Here is a 20,196-nt window from a genome sequence, read left to right as displayed (position 1 = left end):
CTCAGCGTGTCAGGACAAGACCTGAATCCGGTTTCCAGTTCAGCCACACCATATCGCCGAAGGTGATCGGGCGATCGACGAGACGCGAGACATTCGCCTGCGCGGCACGGATGACACGGCCATCGGCAAGCTTGACGATGAAGACCGAGAAGTCGCCGAGATAACCAATATCCCAGACCTCACCATAGGCGGAATTGACGCTGCTGTCGGCTGGCTGGTCGAGCGAGATGCGGACTTTTTCCGGGCGGATGGCGTAAGCCACCTGACTACCGTTTGCGGCAGCACATTCCTGCTCCACCGCAACCTTCAGCCCGTCGCAATCAAGCGTCACCAGACCGGGTTTGCCGATATCCGAGGCGTTGGCGACAACCCTGGCGTCGAAAATATTGATGTCACCGATGAAGTCAGCCACGTAGCGCGTATTCGGCGCTTCGTAAATCTCGGCCGGCGTCGCCACCTGAACGACATTGCCCTTGTCCATCACCGCAATCCGGTCCGACACCGTCATCGCCTCTTCCTGATCATGCGTGACGATCAAGAAGGTGAGGCCGAGATTGGTCTGAATGTCCATCAGCTCGAATTGCGTTTCCTCACGCAGCTTCTTGTCGAGCGCGCCGAGCGGCTCATCGAGAAGAAGCACCTTCGGCCGCTTGGCAAGCGACCGGGCGAGCGCCACGCGCTGCCGCTGGCCGCCGGAAAGCTGGCTGGGCTTGCGTTTGGCGAATTCACTGAGTTTGACGAGCCGCAGCATTTCCTCGACGCGCGAGGCGATTTCCGCTTTTGGCAGGCCGTCCTGTTCGAGCCCGAAGGCGATGTTCTTTTCCACCGACATATGCGGGAAAAGCGCATAGGACTGGAACATCATGTTGGTGGGACGCTTATAGGGCGGTACGCCGGAAATATCCTTGCCCTGCAGCAGGATGCGGCCCTCGGTCGGTTCCTCGAAACCGGCCAGCATGCGCATCAGCGTTGTCTTGCCGCAGCCGGAGGGGCCGAGCAGCGAGAAGAACTCGCGTTCATAGATATCGAGCGTCAGATTGTTGACGGCGACGAAATCGCCAAAACGTTTGGTGACGTTTTCAAAGCGGATGAAGGGCACCGCATCGGGATTGTCCCAAGGGCTAAATTTGCGTTTGACCGGCCCCAGAGTTTTCGCCATTCACCCTACCCTCAAATCCCGTTGGTCTTGTAGATTTGAGCATCGGATTTTCCGACTTTCGGTCCGATGCTTTGAGGCGGGCGACGCCGGCAGGTAACGGAACCTGCCGGCAAAGGATCAGAGAAACAGGCCCGCCGGCCGTTCCTCAACCAGCGGGCGGAAGTGTCAGCTGCCGGTCTTTATCTGCGTCCAGACGCGGTTCAGGACGCGCTGTTCCTTCGGTCCGTAAGGCGAGATGGTGAAGAGCTTCTTCAGCGTCTCGGCATCGGGATAGACCGCCGGGTTCTTGGCGACGGACTCATCCATCAGCGCCTGCGAGGCGAGGTTGCCATTCGCATACTGAACATAGTTGGAGGCCTTGGCGATGACTTCCGGCCGCATCAGATAATTGATGAAGGCGTGGGCTTCCTCGACATTCTTGGCATCCGCCGGGATGGCAAGGTTGTCGAACCACATATAGGTGCCTTCCTTCGGAATGACGTAGTTCACCTCGACGCCGTTCTTGGCTTCCTCAGCGCGGCTTTTCGCCTGCAGGATATCGCCCGACCAGCCGATGGTGATGCAGCTGTCGCCATTCGCCAGTTCATCGATATAGGCGGAGGAATTGAAGGTCTTCACATAGGGGCGGATCTTCATGTAGACGTCGCCGCCCGCCTCGAGATCGGCGGTTTCCTTGCTATCCGGATTCTTGCCGAGATAGTTCATGGCGATGGCGAAGGTCTCGTCCGACGCATCGAGAATATTGATGCCGCAGGATTTGAGCTTTTCGGCATTTTCCGGCTTGAAGAGAATATCCCAGCTGTCGACCGGAACATCGCCGAGAGCGGCCTTCACCTTGGCGACATTATAGCCGATGCCGGTGGTGCCCCACATGTAGTTCACGGCATATTCGTTGCCGGGATCGTATTTGGCCAGACGCTCGGAAACCTCGGGCCACATGTTCTTCAGATTCGGCAACTTGGACTTGTCGAGTTTCTGGAACACGCCGGCATTGATCTGGCGGGCGAGGAAGGGCCCGGTCGGCACCACGACATCATAACCGGAGCTGCCGGCCAGAAGCTTGGTTTCCACGAGTTCGTTGCTGTCGAAAACGTCATAGACGACCTTGATGCCGGTTTCCTTGGTGAAATCGGCAAGGATCGATTCGTCGATATAATCCGACCAGTTATAGACGTGGACGACCTTCTCCTGGGCCATTGCCGAGCCTGCTGCAACGAGCGCGGTGGTGAGAGCCAAGGTCAGGCGGAGAGAACGGTTTTTCATGATGTCTCCTGTTAACGCATCCTCACGATGGGAGCGTGATCCCCTTTTTTGGGAGAGACTAGAAAGGAAAACAAAAGGGAGCAAGCGGGAAATGTGCAGCACAGCATTTTCAACCAAATGTGTTCCGGCCACAAAAAAGCGAATGGAAACACCTACTGGAAGTCGAAAACACTGAGGCCGGTCACCATTTCATCGAGCCCGAGCGGCCGCGTCAGCGGCGCTTCCGCTCGCGACAGACAGCCCTGCCTTTCGCACAGCCGGCACGAAGGCCCAACGGCGACGGGCGCAGCACCCGAGGCGGCCGGGCCATAGACGGTCTCTGCGGCCTGGGCGAGATCGCAGCCGAGAAGCACGGCCGTTCGCCGCACCCTTTCGCCGAAACCCGCCTGCGGACCTTCCAGCGTGCGCGACACTGTGAGAAACGCGTCGCCATCCGGCATCTCCACCGCTTCCACCAGCACCTGTCCCGGTTGGGCAAAAGCGGCATGAATATTGAGACGCGGACAGAGGCCGCCAAAACGCGCCCTTGGAAAACCGTTGGCCCCTGCAAGGCGGAAACGGTTGCCGGCATTGTCGATCTCCATCAGGAAAAACGGGATCGCCGCGGCTGACGGCCGTTGCAGGCTGACAAGACGGTTGGCTGCCTGTTCGAAAGAAACGTTGAAGCGCGACCGCAAAACCTCGAGATCGTATTTCGCCCGCTGGGCGGCGCTCAGGAATGCGCCATAGGGCATCATCAACGCATGGGCGGCGTAACGCGCCAGTTCGAAGCGGGCGATGCGCCTTGCCTCCTCCCCTTTCAGACCGAGCCCTTCAAGCTCCGCCCCGATTTCTTCGCGAAGCGCCAGAAGACAGGTCTCCATCGCCATTTCCCGCAATTGGTCCGGCTGCGACAGGCGTTCGGATAAAAACAGCCGCATCGAATGGCGGTCATAACGCCGCCTGAGATTCGGCATGGCATGAACCGGCAGGGTGCGGACCACGATGCCGTGGTTTTTCTGAAGCCATGCACGAAGGCCGGAGGCGAGATCCTCGCCCGCCGACAGGTGTTTGTGGAGTTCTTCCGCCGCCGCGTCGATGGCATGGAAATAGGCCGGCCGATTTTCAAAGACGTGGCGCACCTCGTCGATCGGCAGGCGGGTGGAGGAGAGCGCCGTCTCATGCCCTTCCCGCGCCAGAAGATCGGAGAGATCGGAAAGGCGCTGCGCCTGCTCCCTATAGGCCCGGTAAAGCTTGAGGACACCGCTTGCCGCATTGGGCGCGGCATCGGCAACCTCGATCAGTTCCTGCGGCGATGGCACTTCACCCGAAAGCAACGGATCGGCGAAGACCTCGCGCAGCTGCCCGGCGGAACCGGCGCTTTCGCCCTGCAGGTCATCCAGATCGACCTTGTAGACGGAGGCAAGCTTCAAAAGCAGCTGCACCGTCAGCGGCCGCTGGTTGCGCTCGATGAGGTTGAGATAGGACGGCGAAATCGCCAGCGCCTCGGCCATGGCCGTCTGCGTCAACCCAAGACCATTGCGAATGCGGCGCACGCGCGGGCCTGCAAAAATCTTGTTTTCCGACACCGCCTCGCCTCCCGTGCCTGCGACTCATACAAATCTATTACAAATTCGCGTGATGCAGGACTTTTACAAAATTTACAATTTTACATCCCCACCCTGTCATGCACTCTACAGGATAACCTCTTTCAAGTCACTGTTTTTATGTTTGTTCTGGCACTCAAATCTCGAAAAATGTAAATGTAGTCACATCAAACGGCGCCATATGATGTTGAAGAGGGCCCGTTACGGAAACCGCATTTATCATGGGAGAGAGAAGTATGACGGATTTTTACAAACTTGTTCCGGGCGCACCGCAGGGACGTTTCGATGGCATCGAGCGCACCTACACCGCAGCCGACGTGGAACGGCTGCGCGGCTCCGTCGACATCCGCCATTCGCTGGCCGAGATGGGCGCGAACCGGCTGTGGAAGCTGATCAACGAGGAAAATTTCGTCAACGCGCTCGGCGCGCTTTCCGGCAACCAGGCCATGCAGATGGTTCGCGCCGGACTGAAGGCGATCTATCTCTCGGGCTGGCAGGTTGCGGCGGATGCCAATACGGCGTCGGCCATGTATCCGGACCAGTCGCTTTATCCGGCCAATGCCGCACCGGAGCTTGCCAAGCGCATCAACCGCACCCTGCAGCGCGCCGACCAGATCGAGACGGCGGAAGGCAAGGGACTTTCGGTCGACACCTGGTTCGCGCCGATCGTTGCCGATGCGGAGGCCGGCTTCGGCGGGCCGCTCAACGCCTTCGAAATCATGAAGGCCTTTATCGAGGCAGGTGCTGCCGGTGTTCATTATGAAGACCAGCTGGCATCGGAAAAGAAATGCGGCCATCTCGGCGGCAAGGTGCTGATCCCGACGGCGGCGCATATCCGCAACCTGACGGCGGCGCGGCTTGCGGCGGATGTCATGGGTGTACCGACGCTGGTTATCGCCCGCACGGATGCGGAGGCCGCGAAGCTTCTGACCTCCGACATCGACGAGCGCGACCGTCCCTTCGTGGATTACGATGCCGGCCGCACCGTCGAGGGTTTCTATCAGGTAAAGAACGGTCTTGAGCCCTGCATTGCCCGCGCGGTTGCCTATGCGCCCTATTGCGACCTGATCTGGTGCGAGACATCAAAGCCGGATCTCGAGCAGGCGCGCAGGTTTGCGGAAGGCGTGCACAAGGTGCATCCCGGCAAGAAGCTCGCCTACAATTGCTCGCCGTCGTTCAACTGGAAAAAGAACCTCGACGACGCGACGATTGCCAAGTTCCAGCGCGAGCTGGGCGCGATGGGCTACAAGTTCCAGTTCATCACGCTTGCCGGTTTCCACCAGCTGAATTTCGGCATGTTCGAACTGGCGCGCGGTTACAAGGACCGGCAGATGGCGGCCTATTCCGAGCTTCAGGAAGCGGAATTCGCAGCCGAGGCCAATGGTTACACCGCCACCAAGCACCAGCGCGAAGTCGGCACCGGCTATTTCGACGCCGTGTCGCTCGCCATTTCCGGCGGCACGTCCTCGACCACCGCCATGAAGGAATCCACCGAGCACGACCAGTTCCGCCCGGCGGCCGAATAAAATCGAAAAACTGTCCTTCCCGGTGACGGGAAGGGCTTGCAAACCGGATCAAGAACCCCAACCAATAATGAGAGGAGAAATGCCATGAATGCCCATAACCCCATCAAAACCCACGTCAAGGAACGCGCCGAGGAGCAGTCCTCCGCCATGACGCAGGATCAGCAGGCCGCCATCCGTATGCTGGCCAATGATCTACACCGCCTCAACCAGGCCGTCATGAAAGCCGTCGAGGCCGGCGTTTCCGTCGAGCTGGTCCGCTCAGCCCGCCACCATGGCGGCGGCGGCAACTGGGGGGATCTGCTTATCCCCGTCATCGTCGCGCAGGGGCGTGACGCCGCCTGAAACGAAAGACCGGAACATCATAATCGATGCTCCGGTCTTCAATGCAAACGTCAGAAGTGGCCGCCTCAGAAACTCGCCGATACGGAAACGCCGATGCTTACATTGACGCCCATCGCCTCGACGTTACCCTGGAGTTGAGGCGCATAGGGAGCGAAGCAGGCAAGCTGCGTCAGGGGAATCGGGTTCAAAACGGCGGGAGATTCCCACGCCAGATGCATCGCCACACCCCCCACGAGCTTTTCCCAGCCTGCGATCTTGGTGCCTGCGGCTCCCGGCGCAATTGCCGTGACAGATTGCGAAAGAGCATCGGCAACGACTGCCGCGAGACCCTTGCTGACTGCTGCATAAAAGAGCTTTGCTGCTTCTTCCGGCGTTCCTGCTGCGGACATCGCATTTACATATGATGCTGAAATTATCATGGCGGCCTCAACCTAAAGGGGTTAAACTTACAAAAGGCAACCTATGGATATTTTGACGCACACGCAACTATAAATTATTTAAAATTATTTATGCAACTAAAAGTAATTTCACCTATGCGGGGCGGCTCTTACGTCCGGCATATAGATCGGAATGGCTCTTGATCAGACGGGTCATCCGATCCGCCACCGCCCTGATATCGCGGCGGTGGCGGTCGTCATTGTTCATGACGATCCATTGATTGTGGCGAAGGGTTTCCAGCTCGTCACCTTCCCGAACGAGGCGCGCATCGGCATCGCCCACGAAACAGGGGAGCACCGCGACCCCCGCCCCGGCCAGCACCAGATCGAGAAGCGCCGTCGGCCGGTTCACCGTTACCACGATCTCGTTGTTACGATTTTCATGCGGCCAGCGCAGATAGGTTGAAATGGCGTTTTCCTCCGCCACCGCCAGCCAGCGGTCGGCGACGGAAACGGCGGCGTTGCGCAGCCTGTAGGGCGCATAAGCCACCTCCCCCGTTCGGATGGCGGCAAGGTTCTTTTCCTGCGGCTCGAAAGCGCGGATGCCGATATCGTTTTCGCGATGGGCCAGAGACGCCCTCTGTTCGGCAATGAAAAGATCGATGCGGAAATCGTCGCGATCGGTGCAGATGGCGGAGAAATTTCCGGTCAGCAGCCAGGCGTTCCAGGTGCCGACGGCAATGCGCACGACGGACGAGGCCGACGACGCCTTCTGCCATCCCTCGATGTCCCTTGCCGCATTCTCCATCGCCTGAAGCCGGTCGAACAGCGTACGGCCATCCGCCGTCAAGGCGTATCCCGTCTGGCTGCGCTGGAACAGCGCCTTGCCGATACGCTCCTCCAGCTCGACCATGCGCCGCCCCACCGTCGCGGGACTCAAGCCCGTCAGCGCCGCAGCACCCGTCAGGCCGCCGCTGCGTGACACATCGAGGAAAAGCTGATAGGAATCCCAGGTGACGTTTTTCATGGGTGAAAAACGTAGCGCATTTTCTTGCGCAGATAAATCAAAAAACGGCGCGCATCATGGCCCTCCGCATTAGAAGGAGAGCGACATGCACGCGATTTTTGCAGCCCGCATTATCATCGAAAACCAGCAACCGCGCACACGGCACGAAGCCATTCTGCAGGAAGAGAAGTTTTATGCCGATATGGCCGAGGCATCTCGGCCGTGGCGGCTTTTCAGCGCGCTTGTGAGCCGGATGAAGGCAAAGAGCCGCGGATCAGTGAAAGAGGGCGATCAGGGCTGCCAGAGCCCCGGCGGCGATGAGGCTCAGGCGAAAGGCCAGCTGACGGCTCTCGTTGTCGGTGCGGGCGATGGCAATGGCGCGAGGGCGGCGATGTGCAGATCTGTTCATGCGCGGGTTCCTGACGAAAAACTCAACCGACCCATGCCCTGTTGAGGGCCTCCAGCAGGACATCATGTGCAGCGGGATCATTGAGCGATCCGGCCTTGCTGGCATTTGGTCAGGATGACTCCGCGCCCGTTAACAAGGCATTAACGGGCGCGGCCTCACGCGAATTCGCCGGCCGCCTGCCCGGAGGCCCATGCCCACTGGAAATTATAACCGCCGAGCCAGCCGGTCACATCGACACATTCGCCGATGAAATAGAGGCCGGGCACGGACTTCGCCGCCATGCTGCGGGAATCGAGGCCGGTCGTATCCACGCCGCCGAGCGTGACTTCCGCCGTGCGATAACCTTCCGAACCGGCGGGCTTGATCTGCCAGTCCTGCACCTCGCCCGCCAGCTTCGCCAACACCTTGTCGGACATATCCGCCAGATGGCCGCTGAGACCGGATTGTTCGACGACGTGCTGGGCAAGCCGTTTCGGCAGGATTTCCGACAGAGCCGTCTGGGGCGACTGGCGGCCGCTCTTCTGCTTCGCTTGCTTCAGCAGCGCGGCTATATCGCGATGCGGCTCGAGCTTCAGCCGGACCACATCACCTTCGCGCCAGTAGGATGAGATTTGCAGGATCGAGGGTCCGCTCAAACCGCGATGCGTGAAGAGCAGCGCTTCCTCAAACGAGGTCTTGCCGTGGAAAACCTCGGCCGCAACCGCGACGCCGGCAAGCGGGCTCAGCTTTTCCAGCGAGGCGGGATCGAGTGTCAGCGGCACGAGGCCCGGACGAGTCTCGATGAGCTTGAGGCCGAATTGTTCGGCGATCTGATAGGCAAAACCGGTCGCGCCCATTTTCGGGATCGACTTGCCGCCCGTCGCCACAATGAGGCTTTCCGCCTCGATAACGCCGGCGGATGTCGTGACGCGGAAACGGGCGCCATCATGGGTGACGGCCGAGACTGACGTTTCGAGCCGCAGCTTCGCATTCACCGCCTGCATTTCGCCAAGCAGCATACGGATGATGTCCTTGGCGCTGTCATCGCAAAAGAGCTGGCCGAGCGTTTTTTCATGCCAGCCGATGCGGTGTTTTTCGACAAGGGCGATGAAATCGCGCGGCGTATAGCGGGCGAGCGCGGATTTGGCGAAATGCGGATTGGCGGAGAGATAATTCTTCGGCCCGGCATGGATATTGGTGAAGTTGCAGCGGCCGCCGCCAGAGATGCGGATCTTTTCGCCCGGCGCTTTCGCATGGTCGAGAATGACGACGGAGCGGCCGCGCTGGCCGGCGCGGATGGCGCACATCATGCCGGCGGCGCCCGCCCCCAAAATCAGCACGTCACATTTCTCTGTCATCATTCCATCCGATCCGTTTCCTTTCCTCTTTTCGAAGTGCCGCCGCTTGTCAATGGCGCTTTCCCCCTCGCCAATTGCCAAACTACGGTTATGATGGCGCCAGTCGAAACACAGACCCGGTGATACATGCCCGCCAAGAAAACCATGCTCCGCCCGAAGAAACAGGCAACCATGGCAAAGACACCTCCCCTCGACCTTTCCTCCCCCCGTGGCGTTTCCTCCTGGCGCGAAGCCGCGCAATGGCTGCGAGCGCGCGGGATCGAAGACATAGAATGCATCACGCCCGACCTTGCCGGCGTTCCGCGCGGCAAGATGATGCCGACGGCGAAATTCACGGGCGACACCTCGCTTGCCCTGCCCTCCGCGCTCTACCGCCATACGATCTCCGGCGAATATCCCGATGAGACCGCCAATTTCCGTTACGAACCGCGCGACAGCGACCTGAAGCTGGTGCCCGATCTTTCCACCCTTTCCGTCGTGCCCTGGGAAACGGACCCTACCGCGCAGGTGATCTGCGACGTGGTCGATGCGGAAGGCAATTTCGTGCCCTACACGCCGCGCAACGTGCTGAAGAATGTGCTTTCGCTCTATACCGAAAAGGGCTGGAAGCCGGTCGTCGCGCCGGAAATCGAATTCTACCTCGTCGCCATGAATGACGACCCGGATTATCCGCTGCATCCGCCGAAGGGCCGGTCCGGCCGCTCCATCGTCGGCGGGCAGAGCTATTCCATCGCCGGCATCAATGAATTCGACGAGCTGATCGACGACATCTATCATTTCTCCGAAAAACAGGGCCTCGAGATCGATACGCTGATCCACGAGGAAGGCCCGGCGCAGCTGGAAATCAACTTGCGCCATGGCGACCCGATCGAGCTCGCCGACCAGGTGTTCCTCTTCAAGCGCACCATCCGTGAGGCGGCGCTGAAACACGGCATCTACGCCACCTTCATGGCCAAGCCCATGCAGGGCCAGCCGGGTTCGGCCATGCACATCCACCAGTCGGTGGTGGAGATCGACAGCGGCCGCAATATCTTCTCCAATGCCGATGGCAGCCCTTCGAAAGAATTCTTCTCCTTCGTGGGCGGCATGCAGCGTTATGTGCCGAACGCGCTCGTCATGCTGGCGCCCTATGTGAATTCCTATCGCCGCCTGACGCCCGACATGGCCTGCCCGGTCAACAATGCCTGGGGTTACGACAACCGCACGACCGCCTTCCGCGTGCCGATTTCCGGCCCGCAGGCGCGGCGTGTCGAAAACCGCCTGCCGAGTTCGGACGCCAATCCCTATCTCGCGCTTGCCGCCTCGCTCGGCTGCGGCTGGCTCGGCATCGTCAACAATATCGAGCCGACCGAACCCACCGCCGATACGGCCAATGAAGGCTCCATCGAATTGCCGCGCGGTCTTCTGGAAGCCGTGGCGCTGCTGGAAGGCGAAGAGCAGTTCGACCGGGTGTTCGGCCATGAATTCGTGGGCCTCTATGCCGGTCTGAAACGCGGGGAGTTCGAGACCTTCATGCAGGTCATCAGCCCCTGGGAGCGGGAATTCCTGCTTCTCAACGTGTGAGGAACCCCGAGCATGACATGGCAAAGCCCGATTGCGCCGGGAATTTCCTGGTATCAGGCAACCGTTGGCGAGCGGCCGGACTATCCCGCTCTCGACGGCTCGAAAGAGGTGGACGTGGCCATCATCGGCGGCGGTTATACCGGCCTTCAGGCCGCCTGTAACCTCGCCGAAAACGGCGTCTCCGTCGCCCTCATCGAAGCACATCGCTTCGGCGATGGCGCTTCCGGCCGCAATGGCGGGCAATTCGGCACCGGCCAGCGTTCCTTCCCCGACGAGATGGAAGAAGAGATCGGTTTCGAGCAATCGAAGCTGCTGTTTGACATTGCCGAGGACGCCAAAAACTACCTGCGCGGCTTCGCCGTCAGCCGCGGCATCGACATGGAATATCTTCCCGGGCAGCTCTATGTGGCGCACAAGGCCGCCTACGAGGACGATTATCGCCGAAGCGTCGATGCGATGAACAACCGCTATGGCTATCCGCATATTTCCTACATGGAACGTGCAGAAGCACGCAAACGCGTCGGTTCCACCCATTATTTCGGCGGCACGCGCGATACCGGCACCGGCCATATCCACCCGCTGAAGCTGCTGGTCGGGCTGGCGAAGGCGGCGAAAGCGGCGGGTGCCGGCATTTATGAAATGACGCCGGCGAAATCCATCCGTCAGGCGGGCGGCAAGACCATCATCGACACGCCTTTCGGTACGATCACCGCGCCGCGGGTGCTGATCGCCACCAATGCCTATATCGGCAATCTGGAACCGGTAACGGCCGCCCATATCATGCCGATCCGTTCCTTCATCGGCGCCACCGTGCCGCTGGATGCGTTTCCCGACATCATTCCCGACCGGGAGGCCGTGGCGGATTCGCGGTTCGTGGTGCGCTATTTCCGCAAGACGGCCGATAACCGGCTGCTGTTCGGCGGCCGCGAAGCCTATACGGCCGATACGCCCCGCGATATTTCCAGCCACATCCGCCGGCAGATCGCGGAAATCTATCCTGCGCTGAAAGATATAGAGATTAGCCATTCCTGGGGCGGCTCCGTCGGCATTACCCTGCCGCGCAAAGTCTTCGTGCGCGACGTCATGCCCGGCGTCACCTCCATCGGCGGTTATTCCGGCCATGGGGTGATGCTGTCGAATTATTGCGGCAAGCTCTATGCCGATCTCGTTCTCGGCAAAAAGGACATGCTGGCGCCCTTCGCGCAGCTGAAGGTGCCCTCTTTCCCCGGCGGGGCGTCGCTGCGCGCGCCGCTGCTTTTCCTCGCGCTCTCCTGGTACGCGTTGCGAGACAGGTTTTAGGCCAATGTTTACAGACTGTTGCCGGCGGCGGACGAGTTGCCGGAAGCAAAATTCATAATTTCACATAACTGAGTCTGGCATTTTTAAATCGATTAGATTATTGATGCCCCAACCTTTGAAGATCGAGAGAATCGATATGAGCAGTCAGATCATTCCTGTTGAACCTTTTGATTGTGTCGTTTTCGGCGGCACGGGCGATCTTGCCGAGCGCAAGCTTCTGCCGGCCCTTTATCACCGGCAGGTCGAAGGCCAGTTCACGGAGCCGACCCGCATCATCGGTGCGTCGCGCTCGGTCATGACCCACGAGGAATATCGCAAATTCGCGCAGGACGCGCTGAAGGAGCACCTGAAGGCCGGCGAATATGACGATGCGCAGGTCGCCATCTTCCTGAACAGGCTTTTCTACGTGCCAGTCGATGCCAAGGGCAATAATGGCTGGGACGTGCTGAAGAAGCTGCTGGACGAGGGCAAGGAGCGCGTGCGCGCCTTCTATCTGGCTGTTGCGCCCGGCATTTTCGGCGATATTGCCGACAAGATCCGCGAGCACAAGCTCATCACCCGCTCGACCCGCATCGTCGTTGAAAAGCCGATTGGCCGCGATCTGGCTTCCGCACAGGAACTGAACGACACCATTGGCCACGTCTTCAAGGAAGAGCAGATCTTCCGTATCGACCACTATCTCGGCAAGGAGACGGTGCAGAACCTGATGGCGCTGCGTTTCGCCAATGCGCTCTATGAGCCGCTGTGGAATTCCGCCCATATCGACCACGTTCAGATCACCGTTGCCGAAGCGGTCGGTCTTGAAGGCCGCGCCGGTTATTACGACAAGGCCGGTGCGCTGCGCGACATGGTACAGAACCATATCCTGCAGTTGCTTTGCCTTGTCGCCATGGAGCCGCCGGCATCCATGAATGCGGAAGCCGTGCGTGACGAAAAGCTCAAGGTTCTGCGCTCGCTGAAGCCCATCGACACCAGCAATGTCGAAAAGCAGACGGTTCGCGGCCAGTACCGCGCCGGCGCTTCCGCCGGTGGCCCGGTCAAGGGCTATCTGGAAGAGCTGGAAGGCGGCGTTTCCAACACCGAAACCTTCGTCGCCATCAAGGCTGAAATCGCCAACTGGCGCTGGGCCGGCGTTCCCTTCTACATCCGCACGGGAAAACGCCTCGCGACCCGCGTTTCGGAAATCGTCGTCACCTTCAAGCAGATCCCGCATTCGATCTTCGACGATGCGGCCGGCAAGATCGAAGCCAACAAGCTGGTCATTCGCCTGCAGCCGGATGAGGGCGTCAAGCAGTCTCTGCTTATCAAGGACCCCGGCCCGGGCGGCATGCGCCTGCGTCAGGTCTCGCTGGACATGAGCTTTGCCGAAGCCTTCAACGTGCGCAGCCCCGATGCCTATGAACGGCTGTTGATGGACACCATCCGCTCCAACCAGACGCTGTTCATGCGCCGCGACGAAGTGGAAGCGGCGTGGGACTGGATCGACCCCATTCTCAAGAGCTGGGAAGATCTGGGACAGGGCGTGCAGGGTTACACTGCCGGAACCTGGGGCCCGAGCGGTTCCATCGCGCTGATCGAGCGCGATGGCCGCACCTGGCACGATGCCGATTGAGGGCCTGGCGATGAGCGAAACGATCCACGTCTTCGACACCGCCGCCGAACTGGCAACCGCTCTTTCGGCGGAGGTTGCCAAACGCCTTGATGCGGCAACGAAGGATCGCGGTGCGGCAAGCATTGCCGTCTCCGGCGGTTCGACGCCCAAGCTGTTCTTTCAGGCGCTTTCCAAACACGATCTCGATTGGCCCAATATCAGCGTGACGCTGGTGGACGAGCGTTTCGTGCCGCCGGAAAGCGACCGTTCGAACCACCGCCTCGTTGCCGAGAACCTTTTGCAGGACAAGGCGAAGTCGGCCTATTTCGTGCCGTTGTTCCAGCCGGCGGCCTCGCCGGAAGATGCCGCGACGCTTGCGACCGTCAAGACCGAGGCGATCTGCGATCCCTTCGATGTCGTCATTCTCGGCATGGGAACGGATGGCCACACGGCATCGTTTTTCCCCGGTGGAGACAATCTCTACGAAGCGCTGGACCTCGATGAACCGCGCGGCGTTTTGACCATGGCGGCGGAGAATGCGGGAGAGGAGCGGTTGACCTTCAACTTCTCCAGCCTGCACGATGCCGAGTTTCTGGTGCTGCATATCGAAGGTGCTGCCAAGAAGGCGACGCTGGAGAAGGCACAGTCGGGCGAGGATGAGGATGAAATGCCGATCCGCGCCGTGCTGAACCGGGCAGAAACGCCCGTGGATATATACTGGGCGCCATAAGCCAACGCGGTTGCCGCCTCTGCGGCCCGCGAAAAGCGCCCCGACGACATGAAGACTGAAACACGACAACCGGCCGCTCACCTCCCGGAACGCCGGTTGCCGACCAACGAACAGGATGAACGCCCATGTCCGCCGATTCCCGCATTCAGGCCATCACCGCCCGCATCGTCGAACGTTCCAAGCCTTACCGCGAGACCTATCTCGAGCGGCTGCGGCTGCAGGTCTCAAAAGGCGTTCACCGCTCTGTGCTTTCCTGCGGCAATCTTGCGCATGGATTTGCGGTCTGTTCCCCCGCCGACAAGGACATCCTTGCCGGCGACCGGGTTCCCAATCTCGGCATCGTCACCGCCTATAACGACATGCTCTCGGCGCACCAGCCCTATGAAACCTTCCCCGCGATCATCCGCGATGCTGCCAAGGAAGCGGGCGGCATAGCGCAGGTGGCAGGCGCGGTTCCCGCCATGTGCGACGGCGTGACGCAAGGGCAGCCCGGCATGGAGCTTTCGCTGTTTTCCCGCGACGCCATCGCCATGGCGGCCGGCATCGGCCTGTCGCACAACATGTTCGACGCCGCCGTCTATCTCGGTGTCTGTGACAAGATCGTGCCCGGCCTCGTCATCGCAGCCCTCGCCTTCGGCCATCTGCCCGCCGTCTTCGTTCCCGCCGGCCCGATGACATCCGGCCTGCCGAATGACGAGAAATCCCGCATCCGCCAGCTTTATGCCGAAGGCAAGGTCGGCCGCGCCGAGCTTCTGGAAGCGGAATCGAAATCCTATCACGGCCCCGGCACCTGCACCTTTTACGGCACCGCCAATTCCAACCAGATGCTGATGGAAATCATGGGTTTCCATATGCCCGGCTCCTCCTTCATCAATCCCGGCACGCCGCTGCGTGATGCGCTGACGCGCGAGGCAACGAAGCGGGCGCTGGCGATTACCGCGCAGGGCAACGAATTCACGCCGGCAGGCGAGATGATCGATGAAAGGTCCGTCGTCAACGGCGTCGTCGGCCTGCATGCGACGGGCGGCTCCACCAACCACACCATGCATCTGATCGCCATGGCGCGCGCCGCCGGCATCATCCTCACCTGGCAGGATATTTCCGATCTTTCCGACATTGTGCCGCTGCTCGCCCGCGTTTACCCCAACGGTCTTGCCGATGTGAACCACTTCCACGCCGCCGGCGGCATGGGTTTCCTCATCAAGCAGTTGCTGAAACAAGGCTTCGTGCATGACGATGTGCGTACCGTCTTCGGACAGGGCCTCGAGGCTTACACCGTGGATGCCATGCTTGACGAGAAGGGCGCGGTTGTACGCCAGCCCTCCCCCGAGCAGAGCCACGACCCGAAGGTGCTTTCCAGCATCGAGACCCCGTTCCAGCCGACCGGCGGTCTGAAGATGCTGACCGGCAATCTCGGCAAATCGGTCATCAAGATTTCCGCCGTCAAGCCGGAACGCCACATCATCGAAGCGCCGGCTATCGTGTTCCACGACCAGCAGGAGCTTCAGGACGCGTTCAAGGACGGCAAGCTCAACCGCGACTTCATCGCCGTCGTCCGCTTCCAGGGACCGAAGGCCAATGGCATGCCTGAACTGCACCGCCTGACACCGCCGCTCGGTGTGCTGCAGGATCGCGGTTTCAAGGTGGCGCTGGTGACGGACGGGCGCATGTCCGGCGCTTCCGGCAAGGTGCCGGCCGCCATCCATGTCACGCCGGAAGCCTCCGACTGCGGCCCGATCTCGCTTATCCGCGATGGCGACATCATCCGTCTCGATGCAATCTCAGGCACGCTGGAAGTGCTCGTTTCCGCCGCCGAACTGGCGAAACGCGAACCGGCGCGCGCCGATCTTTCCGGCAATGAATGGGGCATGGGCCGCGAGCTTTTCGCCCCCTTCCGCCGCAATGCCGGTCCGGCCGATCAGGGCGCGAGCGTTCTGTTCCATTGATTTTTGAAGGGCGAAGGCCGGATGCGGCTTTCGCCTTTCAACCCCACTTTGCGGCATCGCCTGAATGCACGCCTCATCACCGAAAGCTGGCGCAGAAACCGCTTTATTTCCCACGTCTTAAACGTCAGACTTGTCATGCGGCTGTGATGATCGCCCTTTAGGGCCTTCTCAGCCGGCCGCGGGACGGCGGCGCAGTTTCGGATGATGGGGCCTGACATGACGATTTTCTCAAGCAAACGCCGCGATGTGCTGAAGCTTATGGCGGGCACCGCCCTGCTGCCGCTGATGGTGGCGGCAACGCCGGCTATGGCGCAGGACGTGGCGCTGCGTGCAATCGTCATCTCCGACCTGCATTCGGCCTATGAGCGCATCGGCCAGCTTCTCGCGGCCATCGAAACGCGCATCGCCGCCGACAAGGCGCCCCATATCATCTTGCTGAACGGCGATCTTTTCGAAATCGGCAATGCCGTGGCCTCCCGTTCGGCCGGCGAAATCGAATGGACCTTCCTGGCGGCGCTCGCAAAGCTCGCCCCCACCGTCGTCAATATCGGCAATCATGAGTCCGATATCGACAACGACCTTTCCAATTTCGTCACCCGCGCGCAGACCCTCGGCATCACCGTGCTTTCCAACATCATCGACAAGCGCAGCGGAAAACCCTATGCGGCGGCCAGCACCGAAGTAAGCGTCGGCGGACGGAAGATCGTTGTGGCGGGTCTCGCCACCAATGCGATCAACACCTATCCGAAGGCCACGCGCGAGATGCTCGATATTCCGCAGCCGGTCGAATGGGCGAAGGCCAATCTGCCTGAGATTGTCAAACCGGATGCGATCAACATCGTTCTCAGCCATGCCGGCGTCGTCGCCGACCGCGATATACTGCCGCTGCTGCCGGACGGCACCCTCTTGGTCGGCGGCCATGACCATCTGAACTTCGTGCATGAACAGGGTGCTACCCGTTATGTCCATACCGGCTCATGGTGCACCTCCATGACGGTGGCGACGATTGCGGCTCCCGGTAAGGCTGCGGCCATCGAGACCGTTACGATCAATCGCAGCGCTCCCAGCTCATCGGCCCTCAAGACCCTGATCGAACAGACGCTCGAAAAGCACCTCACGGCCGAAGAACGGGCCATCGTCGGCAAATCCGCCAGCGCGATGACCGTCGACGAGGCCGGCCGCCGTGTGGCGCAACTCATCGCTGCAAAAACCGGTGCGGATGTCGGCTTCATCGGCCATACTTCGTTTGGTGCCGGCCTGCCCGAGGGCGATATTCGCCGCTACGATTTCAACGCCTCGCTGCGTTTCGACGGCAAGCTGATGGTGGCGGAAGTGAATGGCGAGGCTCTCGCTCAAATCCTCAAGCGCTGCAATCAGGATGGCGACATTCCGCTCGCCGCGCGCACCGGCGACTATCTCTACGCCATGCCGGAAAAGCCGGAAAACAAAGAGCGCTACAAGCTGGTCTGCAACGACTGGTCCGCCACCAACCAGAAATCCTATTTCGGCCGCAGCGACCTTGCGTTCACCGAGGTGCCGGATGTGAAGCTGAAGCAGACGGTTCTGGGCGGGCTTTCTTAAGGTCGCATATGCCGCAAGTGGTGACAGTCCTCCTCAATGTTCCACAGACGACTGATTCTTGGCCGCGCGCGATTGTGCTACGATTTGAGGGTACGGCACGAATTAGGACTGCGGGAAGAGAATGGATTCGTAATCCTGAGCACTATTCAGAATGTGCAAAATCTCCACACGCGTTTGGGTGACGCGATAGAAAACAAGATAGTTTTCATGGGGACGACGGCGAATGCCGCTTTGCTCATAACGGGGTATCAGAGGATAGGCTTGCGGCATTTCCGCCAGTCTTAGACAGCGGTCCAGCAGTTCGGCGATGAATGTTTCCGCCCGTCGCGGATTATCGGCCGCGATAAAATCGCCGATACGCTCCAGGTCTGCCTTGGCTTCGTTGGTCAGAACAACGATCACAGTCCGCGTTCTTCCGCCATCTTCCGGTATTTGGCGCTGAGTTGAGAGGCAACATCGTCTATTGGTGTAGTCCGTCCGGCATCTGCATCGGCGATACCGCGCGCAATCGCTAAATCGAGAGCCGCCAGCCTCTTTTCACGCTCTTCAACCAGCCGAACGCCCTCCCGCAGTACTTCACTGCGCGAGTTGTAGCGTCCCGACTTCACAAGATCGGAAACATAGCCTTCAAGGTGACGGCCGAGATTTGCACTGCTTGCCATGCCGATATCCTCTCTGCCTTCACCTATACCATCCGATGATAATAGTTAGCAACGACAGGAGACGGCCACGACAACGCAAACCGTTAAAACAACCGGTCAGACCATTTTTGCCAATGATCGGGAGGACTTCAGAACGACCGGATATCGAGCTTCCGGTCTCTATGCGCCGGATGCGTGCTGAACACGAAAATGCGGTCCAGCTCCTTCTGCGTCAGCATGCGCAGGAAGCGGACGTGGATGGTGTTGTTGGCGTTGACGCGCAACATCACGCAGCCGATCTTGGTGATGCGGGCGTCGGGAATATCGAGATAGAACTGGTTCGGCAGGTTATATTTCGTCAGCAGCGCCAGCACCGCTTCGGTCTGGGAGATGCGGATGACATCGCAGCGGCGCGCCGCCATGTGCATCACGGCCTTTTCGGTATATTCGATGCGTGCGGCGTTCATGGTATCTTCCATGCGAAACCGGCTTTCGCGATCATACATGAAGGATTCTTCCTTGCTCAGGTAATGGTTCCTGATGACACCCGTACCGCTCTGCACGCCCAGACTCCCATGCTCGATCAATGGATTGAGACTAGGTCATAGTCTTTAACAATTCATATCAGCGCAGGCTTAAACAGACCGGAAGCGGGACATTTCCGACATTTTTCCACAGCGGCAAAAGATCAGGAAAAACCCCGGAACGAGGAGGTTCCGGGGCACGGTTTCGGTATCGGCGGCGACTAGCTGCGATAGGTCTTGCCCTCGGCGTCGAAGAGATGAAGCTTTTCCTGCGGTGCGGCAAAACGCAGGGTTTCGCCCTTGCCGACGGAAACGATGCCCGGCACCTTGACGATGATCGGCTCCTGCCCCTTGGGCGCTTCGAGATAAAGCAGCGTCACTTCACCGAGCGCTTCGACGATCGCGACTTTTCCTTCGAAAAGATAATCTTCCCCGGTGACGATGCTCAAATCTTCCGGCCGGACACCGAAGCTCGCCGCCTTGCCCTTTTCGGTTGCGGGCGTCGGAACATAAACGGCGAGCGTCTTGCCGCCGGCAAGTTCGATGGAGGTCCTCTCACCGGTTCCGGTGACTTTTGCAGCGATGATGTTCATGGCGGGCGAGCCGATGAAGCGCGCCACGAAAAGATTGGCCGGTCTTTCGTAGAGTTCGAGCGGCGCACCCACCTGTTCCACACGGCCCGCATTCAAAACGACGATACGGTCCGCCAGCGTCATCGCCTCCACCTGGTCGTGGGTAACATAGATCATCGTGGTATCGGCCATCTGCTCGTTGAGCTTGGCGATCTCAATGCGGGTAGCAACGCGCAGCGCCGCATCGAGGTTAGACAAGGGCTCATCGAACAGGAAGACTTTCGGATTGCGGCATATGGCGCGGCCGATGGCGACGCGCTGACGCTGGCCGCCGGAGAGCGCCTTGGGCAGCCGCTCCAGATATTGCGTCAGCTGCAGGATTTCGGCAGCGGCGCGAACGCGGCGGTCGATCTCCTGCTTGTTCTCTTTCGCGATCTTCATGCCGAAGGCCATGTTGTCGTAAACCGTCATATGCGGATAAAGCGCATAGGACTGGAACACCATGGCAATACCCCGCCGCGAGGGCGGGATTTCGTTAACGAGCTGGCCGTCAATATACATCTCGCCACCGGTGATTTCCTCCAGACCGGCGATCATGCGCAGCAGCGTCGATTTTCCGCAGCCCGAGGGGCCGACGAAAACGATGAATTCGCCCTGTTCGATCTGCAGATCGATGCCGTGCAGGACCTTCACCTGCCCGTATGATTTGCGGATATCCTTGAGAACGAGACTTGTCATGGGTGT

19 protein-coding genes are annotated in these 20,196 nt (G+C 60.0%); 9 read left to right on the top strand and 10 right to left on the bottom strand.

The annotated features are described in order from the left end of the window. Window position 1 precedes the first annotated feature (1 nt). From L901_RS23550 to L901_RS23540, 3 genes are all read right to left on the bottom strand, one after another. Entirely contained in the window at window positions 2–1,159 is a 1,158-nt protein-coding gene (locus tag L901_RS23550) for an ABC transporter ATP-binding protein (RefSeq protein ID WP_059760605.1), read from the bottom strand. Window positions 1,160–1,324: 165 nt separating this feature from the next. Next, window positions 1,325–2,422 carry a polyamine ABC transporter substrate-binding protein gene (locus tag L901_RS23545; protein ID WP_004432613.1) on the bottom strand — a complete coding sequence of 366 codons (1,098 nt, stop codon included), beginning with the start codon at window positions 2,420–2,422 and terminating at the stop codon, window positions 1,325–1,327. Between the two features lie 152 nt (window positions 2,423–2,574). After that, window positions 2,575–3,990, bottom strand: coding sequence for a short-chain fatty acyl-CoA regulator family protein (locus L901_RS23540; protein ID WP_059760603.1), 1,416 nt, complete (start codon window positions 3,988–3,990; stop codon window positions 2,575–2,577). 254 nt (window positions 3,991–4,244) lie between these two features. On the opposite strand from L901_RS23540, the gene aceA reads away from it, so the two are divergent. Beyond that, a complete protein-coding gene (gene aceA, locus L901_RS23535) occupies window positions 4,245–5,534 on the top strand; it encodes an isocitrate lyase (protein WP_004432607.1) in 1,290 nt (429 codons plus the stop codon). An 84-nt stretch (window positions 5,535–5,618) separates the two neighbouring features. Next, a complete protein-coding gene (locus L901_RS23530; protein WP_004432604.1) occupies window positions 5,619–5,876 on the top strand; it encodes a hypothetical protein in 258 nt (85 codons plus the stop codon). 65 nt (window positions 5,877–5,941) lie between these two features. Here L901_RS23530 and L901_RS23525 read toward each other — a convergent pair whose 3' ends face one another. Both L901_RS23525 and L901_RS23520 read right to left on the bottom strand, forming a co-directional pair. Continuing rightward, on the bottom strand, window positions 5,942–6,265 hold the full coding sequence (locus tag L901_RS23525; RefSeq protein ID WP_059760601.1) for a hypothetical protein: 324 nt from the start codon (window positions 6,263–6,265) through the stop codon (window positions 5,942–5,944). A gap of 142 nt (window positions 6,266–6,407) precedes the next feature. Next, window positions 6,408–7,280, bottom strand: coding sequence for a LysR family transcriptional regulator (locus L901_RS23520; protein WP_059760599.1), 873 nt, complete (start codon window positions 7,278–7,280; stop codon window positions 6,408–6,410). 85 nt (window positions 7,281–7,365) lie between these two features. Here L901_RS23520 and L901_RS23515 point away from each other — a divergent pair, with 85 nt between their 5' ends. Beyond that, window positions 7,366–7,713, top strand: a complete 348-nt coding sequence (locus L901_RS23515) for a hypothetical protein (protein ID WP_059760597.1) — start codon at window positions 7,366–7,368, stop codon at window positions 7,711–7,713. Between the two features lie 110 nt (window positions 7,714–7,823). Here the strand turns inward: L901_RS23515 and L901_RS23510 are convergent, their stop codons facing one another. Then, entirely contained in the window at window positions 7,824–9,008 is a 1,185-nt protein-coding gene (locus L901_RS23510) for an NAD(P)/FAD-dependent oxidoreductase (protein WP_059760595.1), read from the bottom strand. A gap of 123 nt (window positions 9,009–9,131) precedes the next feature. Here L901_RS23510 and L901_RS23505 point away from each other — a divergent pair, with 123 nt between their 5' ends. The 6 genes from L901_RS23505 to L901_RS23480 all read left to right on the top strand — a co-directional run bounded on the left by L901_RS23505 (window position 9,132) and on the right by L901_RS23480 (window position 17,715). Further along, window positions 9,132–10,568: a glutamine synthetase family protein gene (locus L901_RS23505; protein WP_035260676.1), complete on the top strand. Its 1,437-nt coding sequence runs from the start codon at window positions 9,132–9,134 to the stop codon at window positions 10,566–10,568. A gap of 12 nt (window positions 10,569–10,580) precedes the next feature. Beyond that, entirely contained in the window at window positions 10,581–11,867 is a 1,287-nt protein-coding gene (locus L901_RS23500; RefSeq protein ID WP_020812301.1) for an FAD-binding oxidoreductase, read from the top strand. 136 nt (window positions 11,868–12,003) lie between these two features. Then, entirely contained in the window at window positions 12,004–13,479 is a 1,476-nt protein-coding gene (gene zwf, locus L901_RS23495) for a glucose-6-phosphate dehydrogenase (protein WP_035260679.1), read from the top strand. 10 nt (window positions 13,480–13,489) lie between these two features. After that, window positions 13,490–14,188, top strand: coding sequence for a 6-phosphogluconolactonase (pgl, locus tag L901_RS23490; RefSeq protein ID WP_020812896.1), 699 nt, complete (start codon window positions 13,490–13,492; stop codon window positions 14,186–14,188). Between the two features lie 125 nt (window positions 14,189–14,313). Continuing rightward, a complete protein-coding gene (gene edd / locus L901_RS23485) occupies window positions 14,314–16,134 on the top strand; it encodes a phosphogluconate dehydratase (RefSeq protein ID WP_059760593.1) in 1,821 nt (606 codons plus the stop codon). Between the two features lie 216 nt (window positions 16,135–16,350). Then, the gene (locus L901_RS23480) at window positions 16,351–17,715 is read left to right on the top strand and encodes a metallophosphoesterase (RefSeq protein WP_059760591.1); all 1,365 of its coding nucleotides are present in this window, start codon (window positions 16,351–16,353) and stop codon (window positions 17,713–17,715) included. Between the two features lie 102 nt (window positions 17,716–17,817). On the opposite strand, the gene L901_RS23475 is transcribed toward L901_RS23480, so the two are convergent. The 4 genes from L901_RS23475 to L901_RS23460 form a co-directional block, all read right to left on the bottom strand. After that, window positions 17,818–18,117, bottom strand: coding sequence for a type II toxin-antitoxin system RelE/ParE family toxin (locus L901_RS23475; RefSeq protein WP_059760589.1), 300 nt, complete (start codon window positions 18,115–18,117; stop codon window positions 17,818–17,820). After that, on the bottom strand, window positions 18,114–18,377 hold the full coding sequence (locus L901_RS23470) for a type II toxin-antitoxin system ParD family antitoxin (RefSeq protein WP_059760587.1): 264 nt from the start codon (window positions 18,375–18,377) through the stop codon (window positions 18,114–18,116). Before L901_RS23470 ends, L901_RS23475 begins: the two co-directional genes overlap by 4 nt. A gap of 128 nt (window positions 18,378–18,505) precedes the next feature. Further along, entirely contained in the window at window positions 18,506–18,862 is a 357-nt protein-coding gene (locus L901_RS23465; protein ID WP_035236048.1) for a hypothetical protein, read from the bottom strand. A gap of 239 nt (window positions 18,863–19,101) precedes the next feature. After that, window positions 19,102–20,190, bottom strand: coding sequence for an ABC transporter ATP-binding protein (locus L901_RS23460; protein ID WP_059760585.1), 1,089 nt, complete (start codon window positions 20,188–20,190; stop codon window positions 19,102–19,104). Between the last annotated feature and the right edge of the window lie 6 nt (window positions 20,191–20,196).

Source organism: Agrobacterium sp. D14 (genome assembly GCF_001526505.1).
GTDB lineage: Bacteria > Pseudomonadota > Alphaproteobacteria > Rhizobiales > Rhizobiaceae > Agrobacterium > Agrobacterium leguminum.
Note: the sequence above shows the minus strand (reverse complement) of the source record. Positions and strands in the feature narration are given on the sequence as shown.

Bases quoted from the DNA above. Each gene is read 5' to 3' on its own strand.
- zwf (WP_035260679.1), top strand. From the start codon at position 12,004: ATGAGCAGTCAGATCATTCCTGTTGAACCTTTTGATTGTGTCGTTTTC.
- L901_RS23520 (WP_059760599.1), bottom strand. From the start codon at position 7,280: ATGAAAAACGTCACCTGGGATTCCTATCAGCTTTTCCTCGATGTGTCA.
- L901_RS23550 (WP_059760605.1), bottom strand. From the start codon at position 1,159: ATGGCGAAAACTCTGGGGCCGGTCAAACGCAAATTTAGCCCTTGGGAC.
- L901_RS23460 (WP_059760585.1), bottom strand. From the start codon at position 20,190: ATGACAAGTCTCGTTCTCAAGGATATCCGCAAATCATACGGGCAGGTG.
- L901_RS23470 (WP_059760587.1), bottom strand. From the start codon at position 18,377: ATGGCAAGCAGTGCAAATCTCGGCCGTCACCTTGAAGGCTATGTTTCC.
- L901_RS23545 (WP_004432613.1), bottom strand. From the start codon at position 2,422: ATGAAAAACCGTTCTCTCCGCCTGACCTTGGCTCTCACCACCGCGCTC.
- L901_RS23500 (WP_020812301.1), top strand. From the start codon at position 10,581: ATGACATGGCAAAGCCCGATTGCGCCGGGAATTTCCTGGTATCAGGCA.
- L901_RS23480 (WP_059760591.1), top strand. From the start codon at position 16,351: ATGACGATTTTCTCAAGCAAACGCCGCGATGTGCTGAAGCTTATGGCG.
- pgl (WP_020812896.1), top strand. From the start codon at position 13,490: ATGAGCGAAACGATCCACGTCTTCGACACCGCCGCCGAACTGGCAACC.
- L901_RS23505 (WP_035260676.1), top strand. From the start codon at position 9,132: ATGCCCGCCAAGAAAACCATGCTCCGCCCGAAGAAACAGGCAACCATG.
- L901_RS23530 (WP_004432604.1), top strand. From the start codon at position 5,619: ATGAATGCCCATAACCCCATCAAAACCCACGTCAAGGAACGCGCCGAG.
- edd (WP_059760593.1), top strand. From the start codon at position 14,314: ATGTCCGCCGATTCCCGCATTCAGGCCATCACCGCCCGCATCGTCGAA.
- L901_RS23510 (WP_059760595.1), bottom strand. From the start codon at position 9,008: ATGATGACAGAGAAATGTGACGTGCTGATTTTGGGGGCGGGCGCCGCC.
- L901_RS23465 (WP_035236048.1), bottom strand. From the start codon at position 18,862: ATGTATGATCGCGAAAGCCGGTTTCGCATGGAAGATACCATGAACGCC.
- aceA (WP_004432607.1), top strand. From the start codon at position 4,245: ATGACGGATTTTTACAAACTTGTTCCGGGCGCACCGCAGGGACGTTTC.
- L901_RS23525 (WP_059760601.1), bottom strand. From the start codon at position 6,265: ATGTCCGCAGCAGGAACGCCGGAAGAAGCAGCAAAGCTCTTTTATGCA.
- L901_RS23515 (WP_059760597.1), top strand. From the start codon at position 7,366: ATGCACGCGATTTTTGCAGCCCGCATTATCATCGAAAACCAGCAACCG.